The sequence below is a fragment of the Cupriavidus phytorum genome (assembly GCF_003254285.1).
GTDB lineage: Bacteria > Pseudomonadota > Gammaproteobacteria > Burkholderiales > Burkholderiaceae > Cupriavidus > Cupriavidus phytorum.
Genome location: NZ_QKZN01000008.1, coordinates 38,301 through 59,625, shown reverse-complemented (window position 1 = coordinate 59,625; position 21,325 = coordinate 38,301). Strand labels below are relative to the sequence as shown.

General features: G+C 69.5%; 22 protein-coding genes. 15 read left to right on the top strand and 7 right to left on the bottom strand.

The features are described from left to right. Positions 1-55 precede the first annotated feature (55 nt). From mrdA to C7416_RS20040, 4 genes are all read left to right on the top strand, one after another. Positions 56-2,362, top strand: coding sequence for a penicillin-binding protein 2 (mrdA, locus tag C7416_RS20055; protein ID WP_111520552.1), 2,307 nt, complete (start codon positions 56-58; stop codon positions 2,360-2,362). 11 nt (positions 2,363-2,373) lie between these two features. Then, complete coding sequence (gene rodA, locus C7416_RS20050; RefSeq protein WP_092315232.1) at positions 2,374-3,516, top strand: rod shape-determining protein RodA; 1,143 nt, start codon at positions 2,374-2,376, stop codon at positions 3,514-3,516. A 129-nt stretch (positions 3,517-3,645) separates the two neighbouring features. Further along, complete coding sequence (locus C7416_RS20045) at positions 3,646-4,332, top strand: DUF484 family protein (protein ID WP_111520551.1); 687 nt, start codon at positions 3,646-3,648, stop codon at positions 4,330-4,332. A gap of 24 nt (positions 4,333-4,356) precedes the next feature. Continuing rightward, entirely contained in the window at positions 4,357-5,433 is a 1,077-nt protein-coding gene (locus tag C7416_RS20040) for a tyrosine recombinase XerC (RefSeq protein ID WP_111520550.1), read from the top strand. Position 5,434: 1 nt separating this feature from the next. On the opposite strand, the gene C7416_RS20035 is transcribed toward C7416_RS20040, so the two are convergent. Then, positions 5,435-6,391: a transcriptional regulator GcvA gene (locus C7416_RS20035; protein ID WP_018006681.1), complete on the bottom strand. Its 957-nt coding sequence runs from the start codon at positions 6,389-6,391 to the stop codon at positions 5,435-5,437. Positions 6,392-6,638: 247 nt separating this feature from the next. On the opposite strand from C7416_RS20035, the gene C7416_RS20030 reads away from it, so the two are divergent. The 3 genes from C7416_RS20030 to lipA all read left to right on the top strand — a co-directional run bounded on the left by C7416_RS20030 (position 6,639) and on the right by lipA (position 8,940). Continuing rightward, positions 6,639-7,007 carry a DUF2917 domain-containing protein gene (locus C7416_RS20030; protein ID WP_111520549.1) on the top strand — a complete coding sequence of 123 codons (369 nt, stop codon included), beginning with the start codon at positions 6,639-6,641 and terminating at the stop codon, positions 7,005-7,007. A 159-nt stretch (positions 7,008-7,166) separates the two neighbouring features. Next, a complete protein-coding gene (gene lipB, locus C7416_RS20025) occupies positions 7,167-7,895 on the top strand; it encodes a lipoyl(octanoyl) transferase LipB (protein ID WP_111520548.1) in 729 nt (242 codons plus the stop codon). Positions 7,896-7,935: 40 nt separating this feature from the next. Further along, entirely contained in the window at positions 7,936-8,940 is a 1,005-nt protein-coding gene (lipA, locus tag C7416_RS20020; RefSeq protein ID WP_111520547.1) for a lipoyl synthase, read from the top strand. 103 nt (positions 8,941-9,043) lie between these two features. Here the strand turns inward: lipA and C7416_RS20015 are convergent, their stop codons facing one another. Continuing rightward, positions 9,044-9,322, bottom strand: coding sequence for a ribbon-helix-helix domain-containing protein (locus C7416_RS20015; protein ID WP_012351407.1), 279 nt, complete (start codon positions 9,320-9,322; stop codon positions 9,044-9,046). Between the two features lie 211 nt (positions 9,323-9,533). On the opposite strand from C7416_RS20015, the gene pxpB reads away from it, so the two are divergent. The 6 genes from pxpB (at position 9,534) to pcp (ending at position 14,445) form a co-directional block, all read left to right on the top strand. Continuing rightward, positions 9,534-10,181 carry a 5-oxoprolinase subunit PxpB gene (gene pxpB / locus C7416_RS20010; protein ID WP_111520546.1) on the top strand — a complete coding sequence of 216 codons (648 nt, stop codon included), beginning with the start codon at positions 9,534-9,536 and terminating at the stop codon, positions 10,179-10,181. Further along, on the top strand, positions 10,178-11,197 hold the full coding sequence (locus C7416_RS20005; RefSeq protein ID WP_111520545.1) for a 5-oxoprolinase subunit C family protein: 1,020 nt from the start codon (positions 10,178-10,180) through the stop codon (positions 11,195-11,197). Before pxpB ends, C7416_RS20005 begins: the two co-directional genes overlap by 4 nt. A 34-nt stretch (positions 11,198-11,231) precedes the next feature. Then, positions 11,232-11,972, top strand: a complete 741-nt coding sequence (pxpA, locus tag C7416_RS20000) for a 5-oxoprolinase subunit PxpA (protein WP_111520544.1) — start codon at positions 11,232-11,234, stop codon at positions 11,970-11,972. Between the two features lie 107 nt (positions 11,973-12,079). Then, a complete protein-coding gene (locus tag C7416_RS19995) occupies positions 12,080-12,817 on the top strand; it encodes a DUF969 domain-containing protein (protein ID WP_111520543.1) in 738 nt (245 codons plus the stop codon). A gap of 10 nt (positions 12,818-12,827) precedes the next feature. Then, on the top strand, positions 12,828-13,778 hold the full coding sequence (locus tag C7416_RS19990; protein ID WP_012351412.1) for a DUF979 domain-containing protein: 951 nt from the start codon (positions 12,828-12,830) through the stop codon (positions 13,776-13,778). A gap of 16 nt (positions 13,779-13,794) precedes the next feature. Further along, a complete protein-coding gene (gene pcp / locus C7416_RS19985; RefSeq protein WP_111520542.1) occupies positions 13,795-14,445 on the top strand; it encodes a pyroglutamyl-peptidase I in 651 nt (216 codons plus the stop codon). Positions 14,446-14,482: 37 nt separating this feature from the next. On the opposite strand, the gene C7416_RS19980 is transcribed toward pcp, so the two are convergent. The 5 genes from C7416_RS19980 to C7416_RS19960 all read right to left on the bottom strand — a co-directional run bounded on the left by C7416_RS19980 (position 14,483) and on the right by C7416_RS19960 (position 19,402). Further along, positions 14,483-15,733, bottom strand: a complete 1,251-nt coding sequence (locus C7416_RS19980; protein WP_111520541.1) for a VanZ family protein — start codon at positions 15,731-15,733, stop codon at positions 14,483-14,485. 18 nt (positions 15,734-15,751) lie between these two features. Next, entirely contained in the window at positions 15,752-16,402 is a 651-nt protein-coding gene (locus tag C7416_RS19975; protein ID WP_404851325.1) for an ABC-type transport auxiliary lipoprotein family protein, read from the bottom strand. Between the two features lie 65 nt (positions 16,403-16,467). Next, positions 16,468-17,412, bottom strand: a complete 945-nt coding sequence (locus C7416_RS19970; RefSeq protein WP_111520539.1) for an MlaD family protein — start codon at positions 17,410-17,412, stop codon at positions 16,468-16,470. Then, positions 17,409-18,269, bottom strand: a complete 861-nt coding sequence (locus tag C7416_RS19965) for an ABC transporter ATP-binding protein (protein ID WP_181461280.1) — start codon at positions 18,267-18,269, stop codon at positions 17,409-17,411. The genes C7416_RS19970 and C7416_RS19965 overlap by 4 nt, the downstream gene beginning before the upstream one ends. Next, positions 18,266-19,402: an MlaE family ABC transporter permease gene (locus C7416_RS19960; RefSeq protein WP_111520537.1), complete on the bottom strand. Its 1,137-nt coding sequence runs from the start codon at positions 19,400-19,402 to the stop codon at positions 18,266-18,268. Before C7416_RS19960 ends, C7416_RS19965 begins: the two co-directional genes overlap by 4 nt. Positions 19,403-19,585: 183 nt before the next feature. Here C7416_RS19960 and C7416_RS19955 point away from each other — a divergent pair, with 183 nt between their 5' ends. Together C7416_RS19955 and C7416_RS19950 are read left to right on the top strand one after the other, a co-directional pair. After that, on the top strand, positions 19,586-20,461 hold the full coding sequence (locus C7416_RS19955; RefSeq protein WP_111520536.1) for a biotin--[acetyl-CoA-carboxylase] ligase: 876 nt from the start codon (positions 19,586-19,588) through the stop codon (positions 20,459-20,461). Continuing rightward, positions 20,458-21,309 carry a type III pantothenate kinase gene (locus tag C7416_RS19950; RefSeq protein WP_111520535.1) on the top strand — a complete coding sequence of 284 codons (852 nt, stop codon included), beginning with the start codon at positions 20,458-20,460 and terminating at the stop codon, positions 21,307-21,309. The genes C7416_RS19955 and C7416_RS19950 overlap by 4 nt, the downstream gene beginning before the upstream one ends. Positions 21,310-21,325 lie beyond the last annotated feature (16 nt).

The window sequence follows — 21,325 nt, the reverse complement described above, 5'->3', positions numbered from 1 at the left end:
CCATTACCATCGCCCGCCATCGTCCACCCCCGATTTCTCCAGGCCACGCAGTACCATGACCGAAATCCGCAACGTCGAACTGGAAATCGGCCGCTTCCGCATCCGCGTGGCGGCCGCGGCGCTGTTTACGGTGATCTGCTTCGGCCTGCTGTTCTCGCGCTTCCTGTGGCTGCAGTGGTACAAGCATGACCAGTACTCGGCCAAGGCCGAGGACAACCGCATCTCGGTGGCGCCGATCGAGCCCAACCGCGGCATCATCATGGACCGCAACGGCATCGTGCTGGCGCGCAACTATTCGGCGTACACGCTGGAGATTACCCCGTCCAAGCTGACCGATACGCTCGACAACACCATCGAGAGCCTGTCCGGCCTGGTCGAGATCCAGCCGCGCGACCGGCGCCGCTTCAAGCGGCTGATGGAGGAATCGCGCAGCTTCGAAAGCCTGCCGATCCGCAGCCAGCTGACCGATGCCGAGGTGGCGCGCTTCTCCGCGCAACGCTTCCGCTTTCCCGGCGTCGACGTGCGCGCACGGCTGTTCCGCCAATACCCGCTGGGCGAGTCGGCCTCGCACGTGGTTGGCTACCTGGGCCGGATCTCGCAGCGCGATCAGGAGCGCATCGAGGCCATGGACGTGGCCAACGATGCCGACGGCGCCAGGTATGACCCGCGCAAGGATGCCGACAACTACAAGGGCACCAACTACATCGGCAAGATCGGCCTGGAGCAGAGCTACGAGAGCGAGCTGCACGGGCTGACCGGCTTCGAGGAAGTGGAAGTCAGCGCCGGCGGGCGTCCGATCCGCACGCTGTCGACCTCGCCCGCCACGCCCGGCAACAACCTGATCCTGTCGCTCGACATCCGCCTGCAGCAGCTGGCCGAGGCGCTCTATGGCAACCGCCGTGGCGCGCTGGTGGCGATCGAGCCGTCCACCGGCGACATCCTGGCCTTCGTCTCCAAGCCGACCTTCGACCCCAACCTGTTCGTCGAGGGCATCGACACCAATACCTGGAACGAGCTCAACGGCTCGCCCGACAAGCCGCTGCTGAACCGGCCCCTCCGCGGCACCTACCCGCCGGGCTCGACCTACAAGCCGTTCATGGCGCTGGCCGCGCTGACCACCGGCAAGCGCACCGCGGCGTGGGGCATGTCCGACCCCGGCTACTTCACGCTGGGCAACCACACCTTCCGCGACGACAAGCCGGGCGGCCACGGCTGGGTCGACATGCACAGCTCGATCGTGCATTCGTGCGACACCTATTACTACGCGCTGGCGCGCGACATGGGCGTCAACGGCATCCATGACTTCATGAAGCCGCTCGGCTTCGGCCAGATCACCGGCATCGACATCGAAGGCGAAAGCCGCGGCATCCTGCCGTCGACCGAATGGAAGCGCAAGGCCTACCGCAAGCCCGAGCAGCAGAAGTGGTATGAGGGCGAGACCATCTCGCTGGGCATCGGCCAGGGCTACAACAGCTTCACCATCCTGCAGCTGGCGCAGGCCACCTCGGTGATCGTCAACGACGGCAAGGTGATGAAGCCGCACCTGGTCAAGGCCATCGAAGACGCGGTCACGCGCAAGCGCACGCTGACCGTGCCCAAGGAAAGCTACACCATCCCGTTCAAGCAGGCCGACATCAACGTGATCAAGCGCGCCATGGTGGCGGTGACGCACTCGGGCACGGCCGCGCGCGTGTTTGCCGGCGCCGCCTATGAGTCCGCCGGCAAGACCGGCACGGCGCAGACCTACAGCCTGTCCAAGGGCGAGAAGTACAACCACCATGCGCTCGCCGAGCACAAGCGCGACCACTCGCTGTACACCGCCTTCGCGCCGGCCGACAACCCCAAGATCGCGATCGCGCTGATCGTCGAGAACGCCGGCTTCGGCGCCGCGGTGGCAGCGCCGATCGCGCGCAAGGTGATGGACTACTACCTGACCGGCAAGTGGCCCGCCGAGCTCGAGGCGATCGCGCCGCCCGCAGGCGAGCGTGTCGCCGGCCGCGCGCCGGTGGATACGCCGAGCGTGTTCACCACCGGCCAGACCGCCAGCATTGCCAGCGCCACGGTGATGTCCAGTGGTGGCGCACCGGCCAGCGGCGCCGACGCCAGCGCGGTGGCGGCGGCCTCGGCCGCGCAGGTGCCGACGCCGGAGGCGATCGCCGCGATGCTCGACCCCGACGCCATCGCCCCGGCCTCGGCGGTGCAGACGCTGGACCAGCGCATGCTGCAGGCGCTGGGCCACAGCAAGCCGCAGGCCCCCGCGCCGGCCTCGGCGGCGGCCGTGCCGGCCAAGGCGCCCGCACCCAAACCACGCGTCAGGCCCGTGGCTGCCAAGGCAGCCAGCGGGGCCGACGCCACTCGCTGAAGGAGACGCGCATGGATCGACGCCGCGTCATGTCCCTGGTCAAGACCGCGCTGACCGGTTTTGACAAGCCGCTCTCGCTGATCGTGTTCCTGCTGTTCGCCACCGGCATCGTGGCGCTGTACTCGGCCGCCATCGACATGCCGGGCCGGGTCGAGGACCAGTTGCGCAACATCCTGCTGTCGTACGTGGTGATGTTCGTGATCGCCTACCTGCCGACGCAGACGCTGATGCGCGTGGCGGTGCCGATCTATACGGTGGGGGTGGCGCTGCTGATCGCGGTGGCCATGTTCGGCCTGATCCGCAAGGGCGCGCGCCGCTGGCTCTATGTCGGCATGGTGATCCAGCCGTCCGAGATCATGAAGATCTCGATGCCGCTGATGCTGGCGTGGTACTTCCAGAAGCGCGAGGGCGTGATCCGCTGGTTCGACTTCATCGTCGCGCTGGGCCTGCTGCTGATCCCGGTGGGCCTGATCGCCAAGCAGCCCGACCTGGGCACGGCGCTGCTGGTGATGGCCGCGGGCCTGTACGTGATCTATTTCGCCGGGCTGTCGTGGAAGCTGATCCTGCCGCTGATGGGGATCCTGGTGGTCGCCATCACGCTGCTGATCACGTTCCAGAACGACATGTGCGCGCCGGGCGTGAACTGGCCGGTGCTGCATGACTACCAGCAGCACCGCGTCTGCACGCTGCTGGACCCGACCAGCGATCCGCTCGGCAAGGGCTTCCACACGATCCAGTCGATCATCGCGATCGGCTCGGGCGGGGTCGAGGGCAAGGGCTGGCTCAAGGGAACGCAGACCCACCTGGAGTTCATCCCCGAGAAGCACACCGACTTTATCTTCGCGGTGTATTCAGAAGAGTTCGGCCTGATCGGCAACGCGGTGCTGCTGGTGCTGTACCTGCTGCTGATCTTCCGCGGGCTCTTTATCGCCGCCAATGCGCCGACGCTGTTCTCGCGGCTGCTGGCGGGATCGATCACGCTGATCTTCTTTACCTATGCCTTCGTCAACATGGGCATGGTCAGCGGCATCCTGCCGGTGGTGGGCGTGCCGCTGCCGCTGCTGAGCTACGGCGGCACCGCGCTGGTAACGCTGGGCGCGGGCATCGGGATTTTGATGAGCATTTCGCGGCAGAAGCGGCTGATCCAGACGTAGGCAAGGTTGCTCCCCTCTCACGCTTGCGGGAGAGGGAGCCCGCCAGCGCGGGCTCGAGCGTTTTCGCCGCGCCCGTCACGACCGCTTTGCTAAACTGCCACCCACTTTACCTCTACCGGTCCACGCCCCATGAACGCCCAAGACGTCGCCGCCTACCTGCAGAGCCATCCCGAATTCTTCGAAGAGCATGCCGAGCTGCTGGCCGCGGTGCAGCTGACCAGCCCGCACAGCCATCGCGCCGTGTCGCTGCAGGAGCGCCAGATGGAAATCCTGCGCGAGAAGAACAAGGGCCTGGAGCTGCGCCTGGCGGACCTGGTCCGCCATGGCCACGAGAACGACCGCACCCAGCAGCGCCTGCACGACTGGCAACTGCGCCTGCTGGCCGAGGCCGATTCGCACGCGCTGCCGTATGCGGTGCAGGACGGCCTGCAGCAGGTGTTCGACGTGCCGGCGGTGGCACTCAGGCTGTGGGATGTCGCCGAACAGTACGCGCACATGGAAGTCGCGCAGGGCGCCAGCGAAGACCTGCGCATCTTTGCCGAGGGCCTGCGTGCGCCGTACTGCGGTAGCAACAGTGGCTTCGAGGCGGCCAGCCTGCTCGAGCGCGACGATATCACCTCGCTGGCGATGGTGACGCTGCGCGTGCCGCTGCGCGCCGGCGAAGCCGAGGCCGGCGCCGACGTGCGCGGCGCCGCCTTTGGCCTGCTGGTGCTGGGCTCGCCCGATCCCCGCCGCTTCCATGACGGCATGGGCACCGCCTACCTGTCGCAGATCGGCGAGGTCGCGGGTGCCGCGCTGAAGCGGCTGCGCGACTGAAGCCGCGGTTCCAAGCATGACGCCATGACTGCACGCCGGCCGCCGCGCGACGCGGTCGCGCCGCCCACTCCCGCCGCCGCCGAAGCGCCGCCACAAGACCCGCTGGTCACGCGTTACCTCGACTGGCTGCGCGGCAGCCGCAAGCTGGCCGAGCACACGCTGTCGGGCTATGCGCGCGAACTGCGCGTGCTGCAGGCGCACGCGGCACAGCATGCGCCGGGCGTCGCGCTGCTGGCGCTGCAGACCCACCATATCCGCCATTTCGCCGCACGGCTGCATGCCGCCGGGCTGGTCGGCACCAGCATCGGGCGCGCGCTGTCGGCATGGCGCGGCTTCTATCTGTGGGCGGCGCGCCATGGCCATGGCGTGAGCGTGAATCCGGTCGACGGCGTGCGCGCGCCGCGCTCCGGGCACGCGTTGCCCAAGGCGCTGTCGGTCGAGCACGCGGTGGCACTGGTGGCGCACCCTGCCGGCACCGATGCCGAGGCGCTGCGCGACCAGGCCGTCTACGAACTGTTCTACTCGAGCGGGCTGCGGCTGTCCGAGCTGGTGCAGCTGGACCTGCGCTATGCCGATGCCGACGGCTACCGCTCCAGCGGCTGGCTCGACCTGGCCGGCGCCCAGGTGACCGTGACCGGCAAGGGTTCGCGCCGGCGCTCGGTGCCGGTCGGCAGCAAGGCCGTCGCCGCGCTGCAGGCCTGGCTCGCGGTGCGCGACGGCTTGCTGCGGCCGGGCGCAGCGCCCGAGGACGCCAATGCCCTGTTCCTCGGCCCGCGCGGACGGCGCCTGTCGATGCGCACGGTGCAGCTGCGGCTCAAGCAGCAGGCGCTGCGCGCCGGGGTGCCGGCCGACGTCCATCCGCACATGCTGCGGCATTCGTTTGCCACGCACATGCTGCAGTCTTCCGGCGACCTGCGCGCGGTGCAGGAGATGCTGGGCCACGCCAGCATCTCGACCACGCAGGTCTACACCGCGCTCGATTTCCAGCACCTGGCCAAGGTCTACGACAAGGCCCACCCCCGCGCCGGCCGCGCACGTGCGAAACCGTCGGTCGATGCCGCCGAAGGCGCGGGGCAGATCGACGCCACCCCGGAAGACTGACTCACTCCCACTGCGCCAGCACCTCGCGGAAGCGCTCGATCTCGGGCAGCAGCCAGCCGCGGAACGCCTGCACCTTGGGCAGGTTCAGCGAGCCCGGCGCGCACACGAAGTACAGCAGCCACGGGCACGGAATGCTGACGTCGAACAGCCGCACCACGCGCCCCGACAGCAGGTCGTTGCACGCCAGCGAAGAGCGGATCAGGGCGATGCCCTGGCCTTCCGAGGCGGCCTGCAGCAGCAGCGACGAATCTTCCAGCAGCAGGCCCTTGCGCGGCTCGGGCCAGTCCAGCCCGGCGGCCTCGAACCACGGCTTCCACGGATCGCCCTCGCCGCGCAGCAACGGCATGCCCGCCATGTCCTGCGGCCGCTCCGGCAGCCGTCCGCCGTTGAAGGCGGGGCTGCACACCGGGAAGAACACGTCGTCGAGCAGCCGTTCCACATACAGGCCGGGATAGTCGCCGCTGCCCATGCGCAGCGCGATATCGACCTCTTCGTGCGCAAAGTTGACCAGTGTGTTCGACGACAGCAGCTCGACATCGAGTTCCGGATGCCGCTCGATAAAGCTGCCGATGCGCGGCGTCAGCCAGCGCGCGGCGAACGATGGCATGGTGCTGATGGTCAGGCGCTTGTCGCGGTTGCCGGCCTGCAGCGCGCGCGTGGCATCGGCGATCTGCAGCAGCGCGTCGCGTACGCGCTCGGCATAGAGCCGGCCCGCCGGGGTCAGCGCCACGCGCTTGCCGTGGCGCTCGAACAGCGGCATGCCCAGTTCCTCTTCCAGCGCGCGGATCTGGTGGCTGACCGCGCCGTGGGTGACGAACAGCTCGGTGGCCGCACGCGAGAAGCTCTCGTGGCGCGCCGCGGCTTCGAACGCGCGCAGCGCGGTCAGCGCCGGCAGGCGCGGCAATTCGCGGTGCCAGCCGCGCGGCAGGTCTTTCTCCCAGGCGCTTTTCCAGGCCATGGCCGCCTCCAGACGATCGGGGTTATGTGAGATTGGCTAACAAGAACAAAGAAAATATATCGTTTTGATAGTGGTCGGGCAATCACTAATATTCCATCACCGGCCCCCGCAGTTGCCTCCTACTCACGACGATATTCGCTGGATTTCACTGGCCTGGTCCCTTTGCCGGGCCAGTTCCGGCGTCCCGCCGCGAATCCGTACTGCGTCTGGCGTATCCCCGCCAGGGCCGGCTGAACGGAGAACCACCATGAAAACCGTGCTCACAACGACCGAGTTCACCCTGAATCCTGGCGAAGTCACCACGCTGTCGGTGCATGCGGCCCAGCGCCTCCATATTGCCGAGGCCCGCGGCACCGATGTCTGGCTGACCCGCGAGAACGATTCGGAGGACTACTGGCTGCGTTGTGGCGGCAGCCTGCTGCTGCGCCCGGGTGACGAGGTGGTGCTCAGCATCGACCCGCGCGCCCTGAACCCGGTGCGCCTGGCGCTGATTGCCGAGGCCCGCCGCCCGGCGCTGGCGCTGGCCGACCTGCCGCACCTGGTGTATCGCAGCCTGCGCCGCCTGGTTCGAGGCACGGAGTGGACGCCTAACCAGGACCGGGTCACCGCCTCCTGACGCGGAGCCGGGCGAGGCAACGTCCGCAGCGCCCGGGGACCGGGGCCATCTGCGCCTGGTCTGGTCGCGTGACGCATCGGACGGTTGCCCGCCGCGCGCACGCTGAATGGGCCAGGTTCGGGGCCGGCGCAAGCCGGCCCTTTTCGTTACACTCTCGCCATGCATCCGATTCAGATCATCGAACGCGGCCGAGAGGATTACCAGCCGTGCTTCGACGCGATGCGCGCCTTCACCGCCGCACGCACCCCCGAGACGCCTGACCAGGTCTGGTTGGTCGAGCATCCGCCGGTCTACACGCTGGGCCAGGCGGGCGACCCCGCGCACCTGCTGGCTCCGGACGAGCGGATCCCCGTGGTGCAAATCGACCGTGGCGGACAGATCACTTATCACGGCCCGGGGCAGGTGGTGGCCTACCTGCTGCTGGACCTGCGCCGCCGCCGGCTGATGGTGCGCGAGCTGGTGCACGGCATCGAGCAAGCCGTGCTGGACACGCTCGCGGCGTATAATCTCGCAGCCGAACGCAAGCCCGGCGCCCCCGGCATCTACCTGTCCGGCGGGCCGCACCAGGGCGCCAAGATTGCCGCGCTCGGCCTCAAGATCCGCAACGGCTGCAGCTACCACGGCGTCAGCCTCAACGTGCAGATGGACCTGTCGCCGTTCCTGCGCATCAATCCCTGCGGCTATGCCGGACTGGAAACGGTCGACATGGCCAGCGCGGGCGCCACCTGCCCGGTGGCGGATGCCGACGGCGCCCCGGTGCCCGTGACCGCGGCAACACAACCCGAGATCGCACAGCGCCTGGCGGCTGCATTGTGCGAGGTGCTGGCAGCGCACGAAGCTCGCGTGCTGGCGGCCGAAGAAGCTGCCGCCCCGGCCCTGGCCTCCTAGTCAAAAGCGAAATGCACGCCGAGCGCGTGCGGAGAAATGTATGAGCGACGCACTGATCGCCCCGAACGCAGCTTCCAGCGAAGCCCCGCAGTCCCCCGCGGAGCAGTACGACCCGACCCGCAAGCAGAAGTCGGCCGACAAGACCGCGCGCATCCCCATCAAGATCGTGCCGGCCGAGAAGCTCAAGAAGCCGGACTGGATCCGGGTGAAGGCCGCCACCGGCAATTCGCGTTTCTATGAGATCAAGGACATCCTGCGCGCCAACAACCTGGTGACGGTGTGCGAGGAAGCCAGCTGCCCGAATATCGGCGAATGCTTCGGCAAGGGCACGGCCACCTTCATGATCATGGGCGACAAGTGCACGCGCCGCTGCCCGTTCTGCGACGTCGGCCACGGCCGCCCCGATCCGCTCGACGTGAACGAGCCGGGCAACCTGGCCCGCACCATCGCCCAGCTCAAGCTGAACTACGTGGTGATCACCAGCGTCGACCGCGACGACCTGCGCGACGGCGGCGCCCAGCACTATGTCGACTGCATTTCGCAGACCCGCGAGCTGTCGCCCGGCACCCGCATCGAAGTGCTGGTGCCCGACTTCCGCGGCCGCCTGGACAAGGCGCTGGACATCCTGCAGGCGTGCCCGCCCGACGTGATGAACCACAACATGGAAACCGTGCCGCGCCTGTACAAGCAGGCCCGCCCGGGCGCCGACTACGCGCACTCGCTCAAGCTGCTGCAGGAGTTCAAGCGCCGCAACCCCAACGTCCCGACCAAGTCCGGCCTGATGGTCGGCCTGGGCGAGACCGATGAGGAAATCCTGGAAGTCATGCGCGACATGCGCGCGCACGACATCGACATGCTGACCATCGGCCAGTACCTGGCGCCGTCGAACCACCACCTGCCGGTGCTGCGCTACGTGCATCCCGACACCTTCAAGATGTTCGAGCAAGAGGCCTACAAGATGGGCTTCACCCACGCCGCCGTGGGCGCGATGGTGCGCAGCTCCTACCACGCCGACCAGCAGGCGCATCAGGCCGGGTTTGCCTGAGCAGGTTGATTGGGAATAAGAAACGGCCGGGGATTCCCCGGCCGTTTTTGTTTTCGCTCGTGCCCGCCTCTTGGCCAGGCGCCACTGGTCGTCGTCAAGATTCTCATCGGCCTTTGGCTTTCCCAGCCTGTCTGGCAGCCAGACGAGCACGAACGTCATCCGCGGTCACGGCACGGGACGGATCGGTCTGGAGCGCATCGTAGGCAGGGCCAACTTGCTGCAGCAGCCACGCGTCCACGGCCCGGTCACGTGCCAGCAATGCACGCAGGCCATCGCGGATGACCTCGCTCTCACTGGCATATTCGCCAGACCGCACCTTGTCCTTGACCGCCTGAGCCATCTCGGTCGGCAGCGTGACGCTCAATTGTTGCGTGGTTCGCATGACGATCTCCCATCGGTAGGATTTAATCCTACTCCCGCCGATTAGCGCCGCCCACCCGCCGACCTGCGCCCTCCTAGGGTCAACCCCGACTGTCCCCGCCCGGTCCATTTCGATATGATGAATTCATCGATAAATTATCGATGAAATACAAAGACGTCACATTCCGGCTTGTCTGCCTACACTGGCTAGCAAGTGCGCTACCGGGAATCTCATGAACTGCACCGTCCACCGACTTGCCGAGCAGGCGCTGCTGTACAGCGTCGCACCGCCCGCATCGCTGGCAGTCCAGCGCCGCATCTGGGCCATGGCCGCGCGCGCCGCGGACTGGCGCGGCGTGGTCGACGTGGTGCCGGGCATGAACAACCTGACCGTGATCTTCGACGGCAGTGCCGACGTCGACGCGCTCGAGCGCAACCTGAAGCTGGCGTGGGCCTCGGGCGAGGCGCGCAATGCGACCGGCAAGCTGGTCGAGATCCCGGTGCGCTACGGCGGCGAGCATGGCCCGGACCTGGGCGACGTCGCCGCGCATACCGGCCTGACGCCGCAGGAAGTGGTGCGCCGCCATGCGGCGGGCGAGTACGTGGTCTACTTCCTCGGCTTCCAGCCCGGCTTTGCCTACATGGGCGGGCTGGCGCCGGAACTGGCCACGCCGCGCCGGCGCGAGCCGCGGTTGGCGGTGCCGGCCGGGTCGGTCGGCATCGGCGGCGAGCAGACCGGCATCTATCCGGCGGTGCTGCCGGGCGGCTGGCAGCTGATCGGGCGCACCGACGCCGAGCTCTTCGTGGCGGATCGCGATCCGCCGTCCCTGTTCGCGCCCGGCGATACCGTGCGCTTTGTCGCCGAGGAAATCATCGCGTGATCGAGATCCTTCGTCCGGGCGCGCTGGCCTCGGTGCAGGACCTGGGCCGTACCGGCTTCCGCCGTTTTGGCGTGGGCCGCTGCGGTGCCATGGACATGCTGGCGGTGGAAGTCGGCAACCGCCTGCTTGGCAATGCGCCCGGCTGCGCCGCCATTGAATTCACGCTGGGACGCGCCGCCGTGCGCTTCCATGCCGATATGCGCGTGGCGCTGGCTGGCGCCGAATGCGGCGCCAACCTGGACGGCATGCCGGTGTGGTCGTGGCATGCGTTCGACGCGCACAAGGGCGAGACCCTGACGCTGCCGTCGACGCGCGGCGGCACGCGCGTGTACCTGTGCGTGGCGGGCGGCATTGCGGTCGAGCCGGTGATGGGTTCGCGCAGCACCGACCTGAAGTCGGGCTTCGGCGGGCTGGGCGGCCGCGCGCTGCAGGAGGGCGACCGCCTGCCCGCGGGGCGGCCGGGACTGGATGCCGAGACCGACTGGATCGGCGTGCAGGCGCCGGCGTGGGCGCTGCCCGCCGCGGTCGAAGGCAAGGCCACGGCGATCCGCATGCTGCCGGGGCCGGAATACGAGGATTTCGACGCGGCCGCGCAGGCCGCGCTGTGGCAGGCCGACTGGACCGTCACGCCCAACAGCAACCGCATGGGCCTGCGCCTGGCTGGCCCGGCGCTGGCGCGGCGCCCCGAGCGCAGCGCCGACCTGCTCTCGCACGGCGTGATGCCGGGCGTGATGCAGGTGCCGCCGGGCGGCCAGCCGATCGCGCTGATGGCCGATGCGCAGACCACCGGCGGCTATCCCAAGATCGGCGTGGTGATCGAAGCGGATTTGTGGCGGCTGGCGCAGGTGCCGCTGGGCGCGCCGGTGCGCTTCGTGCAGGTCACGCTGGCGCAGGCGCAGGTGGCGCAGGACGAGCTGGCACGCTACCTGCGGCAGATCGAGCAGGCGCTGCGGTGGCAGGGCGATGGCATGCCCATTGCCGCGCGGCGGCGTACCCGCACGCGGGCGGCAGCATAAGCAAGGCGCCCGGGCGCCGCACAGGAGAATGGCAATGCAGATCGATTTGAACGCGGATCTTGGCGAAGGCTGTGGCAATGACGAGGCGCTGCTGGCGCTGATCAGCTCCGCCAATATCGCCTGCGGCTGGCACGCGGGCGACGCCGCCACCATGGTGCAGACGGTGAAGTGGGCGCTGGCGCATGGCGTGGCGATCGGCGCGCACCCGAGCTATCCGGACCGCGAGAACTTCGGCCGCACCGAGATGCAGCGCGACCCGGAACACGTCTACGCCGACGTGCTGTACCAGATCGGCGCGCTCGCCGCGATCGTGCGCGCGCAGGGCGCGGTGCTGCACCACGTCAAGCCGCATGGCGCGCTGTACAACCAGGCCGTGCGCGATCCGGCTCTGGCGCGCGCAATCGTGCGCGCGGTGCGCGACTTCGACGCCGACCTGGTGTTCTTCGGCCTGGCCGGCAGCCAGATGATCGACGTGGCCAAGGAGGCCGGCCTGCGCGTCAAGCAGGAGGTCTTTGCCGACCGCGGCTACAACCCCGACGGCACGCTGGTCAAGCGCGGCACGCCGGGCGCGCTGCACGAGGACGAGGAAGTCGCCCTGGACCAGACCCTGACCATGGTGCGCGAGCAGCGCGTGCGCGCCATCGACGGCACCTGGGTACCGATTCAGGCCGAAACCGTGTGTCTGCACGGCGACGGCGCCCACGCGCTGGCCTTTGCGCGCCGCATCCGGGAACGGCTGGGCGCTGAAGGCATCGCGATCCGCGCCGGCGACTGAGCGCGTTTTTCCGCCTTCACGCCGGCATTCTCCCCACGCGGCCTGCCCCGTCACGCGTCACGACGGCTGCTGTCCGCGCGCCTTCGCTATCTTCGTTTGGTGTTTCCATGGAACAGGCAGTCAATCTCTGGCCCCTTGTCGGGGTCGGCGTCATCATCGTCGGCTTCGTGCTGCGCTTCAATCCCATGCTGGTGGTGGTGCTCGCCGCGCTGGCCACCGGGCTCGCCGCGCCGATGCCGCTGATGCAGATCTTCTCCGCGATCGGCACCGCCTTCGTCAAGGCGCGCAACCTGCCGCTGATCATCCTGCTGCCGCTGGCGGTGATCGGCCTGCTGGAGCGCCACGGGCTGCGCGAGCATGCGCAGGCGTGGATCGCGCGCATTGCCTCGGCCACGGTCGGGCGCCTGCTGATCGTCTACCTGGGCGTGCGCGAGCTGACCGCGGCGATCGGCCTGACCAGCCTCGGCGGCCATCCGCAGATGGTGCGCCCGCTGCTGGCGCCGATGGCCGAAGGCGCGGCCGAGAACCGCTTTGGCCACCTGCCCGAGCCGGTGCGCCAGCGCGTGCTGGCCTTCTGCGCCGCCACCGACAACGTCGGCCTGTTCTTCGGCGAGGACATCTTCGTCGCGTTCGGCGCGATCGCGCTGATGCATACCTTCCTGCTGTCGTCGAACATCGAGGTCGAGCCGCTGCATATCGCCGTGTGGGGCATCCCCACCGCGATCTGCGCCTTCCTGATCCATGCCGTGCGGCTCAAGCGCCTGGACGGCTGGCTAGAGCGCGAGCTGGGCGGCAACTCCGCCCACGCCGCCCGCGCCGCCGTGCCTGCGCAGAGCGCCGAGTAAGGAGCGCGCCATGATCATTTCGATCGAGTACCTGTACTGGCTCGCCGGCCTGGTGCTGGCCATCACCGCGCTGATGACCTTCACCGACCGCGCCCATCCGCGCCGCCTCAGCACCGGCCTGTTCTGGCTGCTGTACGCGATCGTGTTCCTGGCCGGCGACCGGCTGCCGCCGGCCGCGGTCGGCATCGGCGCGGTGGTGATGGCGCTGATCGCCGGCTTCGGCGGCGTCGGCCACGGCAAGCACGAAAGCCTGCCCGAGGCCGAGCGCCGTGCCAGTGCCAGCCGCCTCGGCAACAAGCTGTTCATCCCGGCGCTGCTGATCCCGCTGGTGACCGTGATCGGCACCATGCTGTTCAAGGATGTCAGGATCGCCGGCGTGCCGCTGCTCGATCCCAAGAACGTCACCTTCGTTTCGCTGGGGATCGGCTGCCTGATCTCGCTGGCGGTGGTGTGCTGGCTTACGCGCGACACCGTGGCCCAAGGCCTGCGCGAATCGCGCCGGCTGACCGAGTCGCTGGGCTGGGCGCTGGTGCTGCCGCAGATGCTGGCGATGCTGGGGCTGGTGTTTGCCGACGCGGGCGTGGGCAAGGCCGTGGCGCACCTGACCACCGCCTATATCAACCTGGACTACAAGCTGGTGGCGGTGGCGGTCTATTGCGTCGGCATGGCGCTGTTCACGGTGATCATGGGCAATGGCTTCGCTGCCTTCCCGGTGATGACCGGCGGCGTCGGCGTGCCCATCCTGGTCGGCATGTTCGGCGGCAATCCGGCGGTGATGGCAGCGATCGGCATGTTCTCGGGCTATTGCGGCACGCTGATGACGCCGATGGCGGCCAACTTCAATATCGTGCCGGCGGCGCTGCTGGAGCTCGACGACAAGAACGCCGTGATCCGCGCGCAGGTGCCGACCGCGCTGGCGATCCTGGCGGCCAATATCGTGCTGCTGTACTGGCTGATGTAAGCGCAGGAGACCCGCCATGACTACCGTGCTGCTGACCGGCTTCGAGCCGTTCGAGGATGAACCGGTCAACCCGTCGTGGGAAGCCGTGCGCGCGCTCGACGGGGAACGCGTCGGCGACGCGGTGATCGTCGCGCGCCAGCTGCCGTGCGTATTCGGCGCGGCGATCGATGCGATCGCCGAACTGCTCGATGCGCTGCGGCCGACCGTGGTGATTGCCGTCGGCCAGGCCGGCGGGCGTGCCGAGATGTCGGTCGAGCGCGTGGCGATCAATGTCGACGATGCGCGCATTGCCGACAACGCCGGCGCACAGCCGATCGACACCGCCATCGTCGCCGGCGGCCCGGCCGCCTACTTTGCCACGCTGCCGATCAAGGCGATGGTGCGCGACATGCGCGCTGCCGGCGTGCCGGCGGCGGTGTCGCAGACCGCCGGCACCTTCGTCTGCAACCATGTGTTCTACGGGCTGATGCACCGGCTGGCGCGGCAGCCGGACGGCGCGGTGCGCGGCGGCTTTATCCACATTCCGTATTTGCCCGAGCAGGCCACGCGCCATCCGGGCCAGCCGAGCCTGGCGCACGAGACCCTGGTGAAGGGCCTGCGCACCGCGGTGGCGACGGCGCTGTCGACCCGCGCCGACGTGCGCGAACAGGGCGGGCAGCTGCACTGAGCCCCGGCGCGCATGTCGGCGCGCAATCCGCGCCGGCTTACTCCTGCAGCTTGGCCGCGGCCGCCTCGCGGCGCGCCGCGGCCTTCTTCATCGCATGGCGGCGCAGGCTGACCTGCTCGAAGCGCCAGATCACATAGCAGAATGCCAGGAACGGCCACAGCCAGCCGAGCCACTGCGCCAGGCTGTTGAAGTGGATGAAGCGGCCCATGCGCCAGCCCTGTTCGGAGATCCACGCGTAGGGGTTGGACGGCAGCACATTGGTCAGCGCCACCAGCACGATCAGCGCCGCCATCGCCAGCACCGCGCGCAGCCAGCGCGGCAGGTACAGCAGCAGCGCCAGCACCAGCGAACTGGTCAGCAGTGCGAAGCGCCCGCCCTCGGACAGCCAGACGAAGGCGCTTTCGGTCGGGAACTGCAGCTCGGCCGCGGTCGCCTTGAGCAGCAGCGCCGCCGCCAGCAGCCCCGCCAGGATGCGCAGCATCGGCGCGCTGCGGCGCATCGCCACCGAGGCGAATAGGCCGGTGCCGATCCAGCTGCTGGCGGTCACCAGCGATTCCAGCAACTGCTGGCTCTGCATGTCCTCGGGCCGCAGGCCGATATGGTCCTGCCACGCCTCTAGCTGCGGAAACACCATCTGCAGCACCTGCATCGGCCAGGATTCCGGGTCGGTCAGCCATTCGCGCACGATGCCGCCCATGCCGAACAGGTGCTCCTGCGGGAACACCTGCGCGAACGGCCACAGCAGCAGCAGGATGATGGCGAAGCTGGCATGCGGCTCGAACCAGGCATGGCGCAGCCGCGTCAACCGTCCGTCATCGATCAGCGCGCGCGTGAACGGCGCCACCACGGCGCCGCCGAGCAGTGCCCCCAGCGCATTGGTGATCAGGTCGATGTTGGACGAGATCCGGCTGGGCAGCCAGGTCTGGAAGGCCTCCATGCACGCCGACAGCAAGGCGCCGGCCACCAGCGCCACCAGCGTGGCGCGCCCGCCCGACACGCGCGGATGCAGCGACAGCACCACCAGCGCGCCGAACGGGAAATACCCCAGCACGTTGGTCAGCAGGTCGAAGTCGGTGATATAGCGCGGCTTGGGCGCGCTGACGAAGGCAAAGGGCGAGATGCCGTTGTCGATCCAGCCGGAGAACGGGTACAGGCTGGCATAGATCACCAGCAGCGTGAAGCAGAGCAGCCCCACGCGCGCCAGCGGCGAGTGCTGCGGCGCGGTCGCGGGTGGTGCTGGCACAGCCGCCGGCGGCGGCGCGGAGAGCGGCGGGGGAGCCGGCTCCATGGCAAATCTCCTGTTGCTTTACTTTAGCTGCAGCGTGCCGATCCAGTCGAGCAGCGCGGCAATCACGGCATCGCTGGCTTCGGCCAGCGCCTTGACGCCGCCGGCACCGTCGGCGCTGGGCGCGGGCCGGCGCGCCTCGAAGGTCTGCTGGCCGAGCATGCCGTGCCGGTACACGGTGGCGCGCAGCCGCACCACGCCCTCGCTGGTGGTGGCGCTGTCGAACACCTGGTCGAACTCGAGCAGGTCCACCTTCAGCGCCGGCACGCTGCTGTCGCCGGACCAGCCCAGCGTGCCGCGCGCGGCCACGGCCTCGCGCAGGCGTTCGTCGAACAGGCGCGTGGGCGACATCACCCAGCGCTGCGTGGCATAGGCCTGCAGGCGCTGCGCCTGGGCGTACTGGAGCCGGTAGAACAGCGCATTGCCTTCCAGCCAGTTGGGCCCGTCGGTCTGCGCCACGCGCAGTTTGGGCAGCGCTGCGGGCGCAGGGTTCCCGCTGCCGGAGGCCGCTCCGGTGGCAACGGCCGGGCCCAGGTCATAGGTGATGGTCGGTTCCCCGCGCGTCAGCGCGCAGCCCGACAGCGCCAGCCCGGCGCAGAACAGCAGCAGGGCCGCGCGCAGGCGGGCGGGTGCGGAGCGCAGCAAGCGTGGCATCTCGGTCGCAGGGTTCACGGCGGATTCTCGCGGTTGGCGTGTGGCGTGATCGATGGGGCGGGCTTTGTCGCAGGGCGGCCGCGCTACGGGGCCGCGCTGAAGCCCGGCTCGCCCGGCCCTGGCGTGGGTGCGGGGGCGCCGAACAGCACGCTGCTCGGGCTCTCGTTGAACTGGCCGGCGGCGCGCTCGAAGCTGCGCGCGGTCTGGCGCGCGTCGCGGGCCAGGCCATTGAGCTGCGGCAGGGTCTCTTCGCTGAAGGTGCCCGCGGCCGACTGCACCGACGCGGCCGCCCCCTGCAGGTCGCGCCCGACGCTGTCGACGGTGCGCATCACGGTGCCGTTGGGATTGGCCAGTTCCTGCGTCAGGCGCCGGGTCGATTCCAGCGTCGCGTTCAGGTTCTCGGCCACTTTCGGCAGGCGCTGCGCCGCCGGCGCGAGCGAATCGGACAGGCGCGAATAGTCTTCGGCGGTCTTGCGCACCGAGCGGATCGCCGCCATCAGCTCGTCGCGGTTGGCGCCGCGGAACATGTCGTTGAGCGAGCCCATCAGGGTCTCGGCCTGGGTCAGCAGCGAATCGCCGCGCTTTTCCAGTTCCTCGAAGAAGCCGGGCCGCATGGCGATGCGCGCCACCGCGCGCGGCGAGGTCGGCAGCGGCGGCGAGGCGGTCGTGCCGTCGTGCGCGGCGGAGTCGTCGAGCTGCACGTAGGCGATCCCGGTCACGCCCTGGAACCCCAGCGTGGCATAGGTGGTGCGCGTGATCGGCGTTTCGCGGTTGACGTTGACGCGCACGATGATCTGGCCGGGCACCTGCGGATCGAACTTGATCGACTCGACCTTGCCCACCGCCAGCCCGCGGTACTTGACGTCGGCCTGCGGGCCCAGGCCGTTGACGGTGGAGCGGGTGATCAGGTCGTACGGCACGCGCACCGCGTGGTCGCTGCTGAACCAGAAGATCGCGAACAGCACCAGCACGGCCAGGCCGATGGTGAACACGCCGGCGAGGAAGGCGTGGGACTTGTTTTCCATCATGCTTCTCCAGGGGGCGGCGCCGCGGGCTGCCCGGGCTGGGGCAGCGCCTGCAGGGCGCGCTGGGCGCGCTCGCCCAGGAAATACTCGCGGATAAAGGGATGGTCCACCTCCACCACTTGCGCAATCGGCGCGGCCGCGATCACCTTGTGGTCGGCCAGCACCGCGACGCGGTCGGACAGCGCCACCAGCGTGTCGAGGTCGTGCGTGATCATCACCACGGTCAGGCCCAGCTCGCGGCGCAGCTCGCGGATCAGCGCGACGTAGTCGTCGGACGCCATCGGGTCCAGGCCGGCAGTGGGTTCGTCCAGGAACAGCAGCTCGGGTTCCAGCGACAGCGCGCGCGCCAGCGCCACGCGCTTGATCATGCCGCCGGACAGGTCCGACGGCATCTTGTCGGCATCCCGCGCCGACAGCCCCACCAGCTGCAGCTTGAGCAGCGCCGCCTGGCAGATCAGGTTGTCGGGCAGCGCGCGCAGCTCGCGCAGCGGCAGCGCGATGTTGTCGATCACCGACAGCGCCGAGAACAGCGCGCCGCGCTGGAACTGCAGGCCCCAGCGGCTGCGCAGCGCCTGCAGCTGGGCCGGCCGCAGCCGCGCCGGATCCTCGCCGAACACCTTGATGGTGCCCGAGGTGGGACGCTCCAGCCCGACGATCTGGCGCAGCAGCACGGTCTTGCCGCTGCCCGAGCCGCCGACGATCGACAGCACCTCGCCGCGGTAGACGTCCAGGTCCACATGGTCGTGCACCACCGCCTTGCCGAAACGCTTGACCAGGTTGCGGACCTCGATCACCGGAGTGCGCTCCGGCGCCGGCTGCGTCGCGCCTGGCCGGGTCGGGTTCACTGGCGCCGCGCTCACAGGCCCACGTCCTTGAACAGGATGGCGAAGACCGCGTCGGCCAGGATCACGATGGTGATCGCGGTCACCACCGAGGCGGTGGTGCCTTCGCCCAGGCTCTGGGTGTTGGGCTTGATGCGCAGCCCGAAATGGCACGCGGTCAGCGCGATCAGGATGCCGAACACCACGCCCTTGCCCAGCCCCAGCCACAGGTTGGCCACCGGCACCGCATCGGGCAGCTCGCGCAGGAAGAAGGTGGCGCTGATGCCCAGCTGCATGCGCGCGGCCAGCATGCCGCCGGCCAGCGCCATCACGTCGGTCCACGCCACCAGCAGCGGCATGGCGATGGCCAGCGCGATCACGCGCGGCATGATCAGCCGGAAGCCGTGCGAGATGCCCATCACGCGCATCGCGTCCAGCTCCTCGGTCACGCGCATCACGCCGATCTGCGCAGTGATGGCCGAGCCCGAGCGCCCCGCGATCAGGATCGCGGCGAGCACCGGCCCCAGTTCGCGGATCACCGCCATGCCCAGGATATTGACGATGAAGGTGCTGGCGCCGAAGGTGCGCAGCTGGTTGGCCGACAGGTACGACAGCACGATGCCGATCAGGAAGCCGACCAGCGCCGTGATCCCCAGCGCCTTGTAGCCGACGTTGTAGATATTGGCCGAGATCTCGCGCCACGGGCCGCGCTGCGGCATGCGCGCGAAGCGCAGCAGGTCGAACGCCAGCTGGCCCAGCATGGTGATGCCGTTGCCCAGCTGCGCGCCGAACGACAGCACGTTGGCGCCGAACAGCGTGACCGGGTTGAAGCGGTCCACCATGTGCTTCTTCCAGCCCTCGTCCTGCACCGCGGCGATGCGCTCGAACACGCGCCGCTGGCCCTCGCTGGCCTCGAGCCGTTGCGGCAGCGCGCCGTTCCAGGCCTGCCACAGCAACTGCCCGCCGATATGGTCGAGGCGCTCGACGCCGGCCAGCGACCATTGCGCGTGATCCGGGGCCTGCGCCAACTCGTGCAGCTGCGCGCGCAGCTGCCGCGCCTGGCGGCAGCCGGCCAGCGCGAGCGCGGTCCAGTCGCCACGCAGCTGTACGCTGACGGTTCCGTGCCCGCGCGTGATCTGGAAGTCTGGCGTCGTCTGGCGTTCCAAGGGCAAGCGATGTGATGGCCGAGTCTCGATTCTAAGCCACGCGCCCGGCTGGCGCGACCGCGCCGTGCCCGGCCGCATGCCCTGGCGCGCGGCACGGCTACAATGCGGCATCTGCCGCGGACGCCGGTTGCAGGCCGGAATCCCGCCTGTGCCGACCGCGACCCCGCCCATTCCCATCCATTGCCGCGCATGTCCGCCGTTCCTCCGAATCCGCCCGATCCTTCCACTGCCACGTCGTGGCGCATCGATGAAGGCGCGCTGCGCGCCATGCTGTCGCCCGCGCTGCGCGACTGGACTGTGGAACTGGTCGAGGAAACCGGCTCGACCAATGCCGACCTGACCGCGCGGTGCCGCCAGGCGCCGTGGTCCGACGCCGGCACGCTGCGCCTGGCCTATCGCCAGACCGCTGGGCGCGGACGCCAGGGGCGGCCGTGGCAGGGACAGGCCGGCATGACTTTCTCGGTGGCGCTGCCTTTGGCGCTGGCGCCGGCGCAGCTGACCGGCCTGAGCCTGGCGGTGGGCCTGGCGCTGGCCGAGGCCCTGCGCGACGTGGCGCCGGCGCTGGGGGCGCGGGTGGGGCTGAAATGGCCCAATGATCTGCAGATCGACGGTCGCAAGCTGGCCGGCATCCTGATCGAATCGGTGCCGGCGGGTCCGCAGCGGGTCTGGGCGGTGATCGGCATCGGCCTGAACCTGGTGCGCGATGCGCAGATGGAAGCCGCGCTGGGGCGCGAACTGGCGGGCGTGGCAGAGGCCATGCCGGGCTTCGATGCCGGGCGCGATGCGCCGCGCCTGCTGGCCGCGGTGCTGGAGCGGCTGGTGGCGATGCGCGCGGACTTCCTCGCACATGGCTTCGGGCCGATGGCGCGGCGCTGGTCCGCCGCCGACGCCTACCGCGACCAGCCGGTGCGGCTGCTGCACGACGGCCAGGTGATCGCCGAAGGCATGGCGCGCGGCGTCGACGAGGCCGGCCACCTGCTGCTGGAAACGCCCGCCGGACTGGAGCGCATCGCCAGCGGCGAGCTGTCGCTGCGGCCCGCCCCCGGCCAGGAAGGAGACGCATGAACGCGCCGCGCCTGCTGGTCGATATCGGCAATACCCGGCTCAAGTGGGCGTGGTGCGACGCCGGTGCGGCGCTGCCTGCCACCACTGGCATCCCTGCACTGCCGACGCCGTGGCAGCACGCCGGCGCGGTGACGCATGCCGACGACGGCGCGCTGCGGACGCTGGCCGCCGAGCTGCGCGCACTGCGCGCCAGCGGGCCGATGCCGTCGGTGTGGATCAGTAATGTGGCCGGGTCGGTCATCGCCGCCGCCGTCGATGCCGCGCTGGTCGATGCCTTCGGCGGCTGCGCGCCGGTGCAATGGGTACGCAGCGCCGCCGCGCATGGCGACCTTGCCAACGGCTATCGCGAACCGACCCAGCTGGGCGTCGACCGCTGGACCGGCGCGGTTGGCGCGCACCGCTGGCTGCCGCGCGAAACCCTGCTGGTGGTCACCGCCGGCACCGCCACCACGCTCGATATCGTCACCGTGACGGAGGCTGGCGGCGCGCGCTTCGAAGGCGGGCTGATCCTGCCGGGGCTGGCGCTGATGCTGGGCACGCTGGCGCGCAATACGGCGCAGCTGCCGGCTTTGGATGTGGGCGAGGCCGGCAGCGTGGCGGGCGCGCAGCGGCGCTGGGCCGACAACACCCACGACGCCATTGCCGCCGGCTGCCTGGCCGCGCAGGCCGGCGCCATCGAGCGCACCTGGCGCGCGCTGGGCGAGCGCGGCGATGCTGCGCGCCCGCCGCGCTGCCTGCTGTCAGGCGGCGCCCGCGGCGCGCTGGCAGGGGCGCTCGCGGTGCCGTTCGAGATGCACGATAATCTGGTGCTGCTCGGCCTGCATGCGATGGCCATGGCCGACGCGTAACGGCGCCACGTCCCCA

Bases quoted from the DNA above. Each gene is read 5' to 3' on its own strand.
- mrdA (WP_111520552.1), top strand. From the start codon at position 56: ATGACCGAAATCCGCAACGTCGAACTGGAAATCGGCCGCTTCCGCATC.
- rodA (WP_092315232.1), top strand. From the start codon at position 2,374: ATGGATCGACGCCGCGTCATGTCCCTGGTCAAGACCGCGCTGACCGGT.
- C7416_RS20045 (WP_111520551.1), top strand. From the start codon at position 3,646: ATGAACGCCCAAGACGTCGCCGCCTACCTGCAGAGCCATCCCGAATTC.
- C7416_RS20040 (WP_111520550.1), top strand. From the start codon at position 4,357: ATGACTGCACGCCGGCCGCCGCGCGACGCGGTCGCGCCGCCCACTCCC.
- C7416_RS20035 (WP_018006681.1), bottom strand. From the start codon at position 6,391: ATGGCCTGGAAAAGCGCCTGGGAGAAAGACCTGCCGCGCGGCTGGCAC.
- C7416_RS20030 (WP_111520549.1), top strand. From the start codon at position 6,639: ATGAAAACCGTGCTCACAACGACCGAGTTCACCCTGAATCCTGGCGAA.
- lipB (WP_111520548.1), top strand. From the start codon at position 7,167: ATGCATCCGATTCAGATCATCGAACGCGGCCGAGAGGATTACCAGCCG.
- lipA (WP_111520547.1), top strand. From the start codon at position 7,936: ATGAGCGACGCACTGATCGCCCCGAACGCAGCTTCCAGCGAAGCCCCG.
- C7416_RS20015 (WP_012351407.1), bottom strand. From the start codon at position 9,322: ATGCGAACCACGCAACAATTGAGCGTCACGCTGCCGACCGAGATGGCT.
- pxpB (WP_111520546.1), top strand. From the start codon at position 9,534: ATGAACTGCACCGTCCACCGACTTGCCGAGCAGGCGCTGCTGTACAGC.
- pxpA (WP_111520544.1), top strand. From the start codon at position 11,232: ATGCAGATCGATTTGAACGCGGATCTTGGCGAAGGCTGTGGCAATGAC.
- C7416_RS19995 (WP_111520543.1), top strand. From the start codon at position 12,080: ATGGAACAGGCAGTCAATCTCTGGCCCCTTGTCGGGGTCGGCGTCATC.
- C7416_RS19990 (WP_012351412.1), top strand. From the start codon at position 12,828: ATGATCATTTCGATCGAGTACCTGTACTGGCTCGCCGGCCTGGTGCTG.
- pcp (WP_111520542.1), top strand. From the start codon at position 13,795: ATGACTACCGTGCTGCTGACCGGCTTCGAGCCGTTCGAGGATGAACCG.
- C7416_RS19980 (WP_111520541.1), bottom strand. From the start codon at position 15,733: ATGGAGCCGGCTCCCCCGCCGCTCTCCGCGCCGCCGCCGGCGGCTGTG.
- C7416_RS19970 (WP_111520539.1), bottom strand. From the start codon at position 17,412: ATGATGGAAAACAAGTCCCACGCCTTCCTCGCCGGCGTGTTCACCATC.
- C7416_RS19955 (WP_111520536.1), top strand. From the start codon at position 19,586: ATGTCCGCCGTTCCTCCGAATCCGCCCGATCCTTCCACTGCCACGTCG.
- C7416_RS19950 (WP_111520535.1), top strand. From the start codon at position 20,458: ATGAACGCGCCGCGCCTGCTGGTCGATATCGGCAATACCCGGCTCAAG.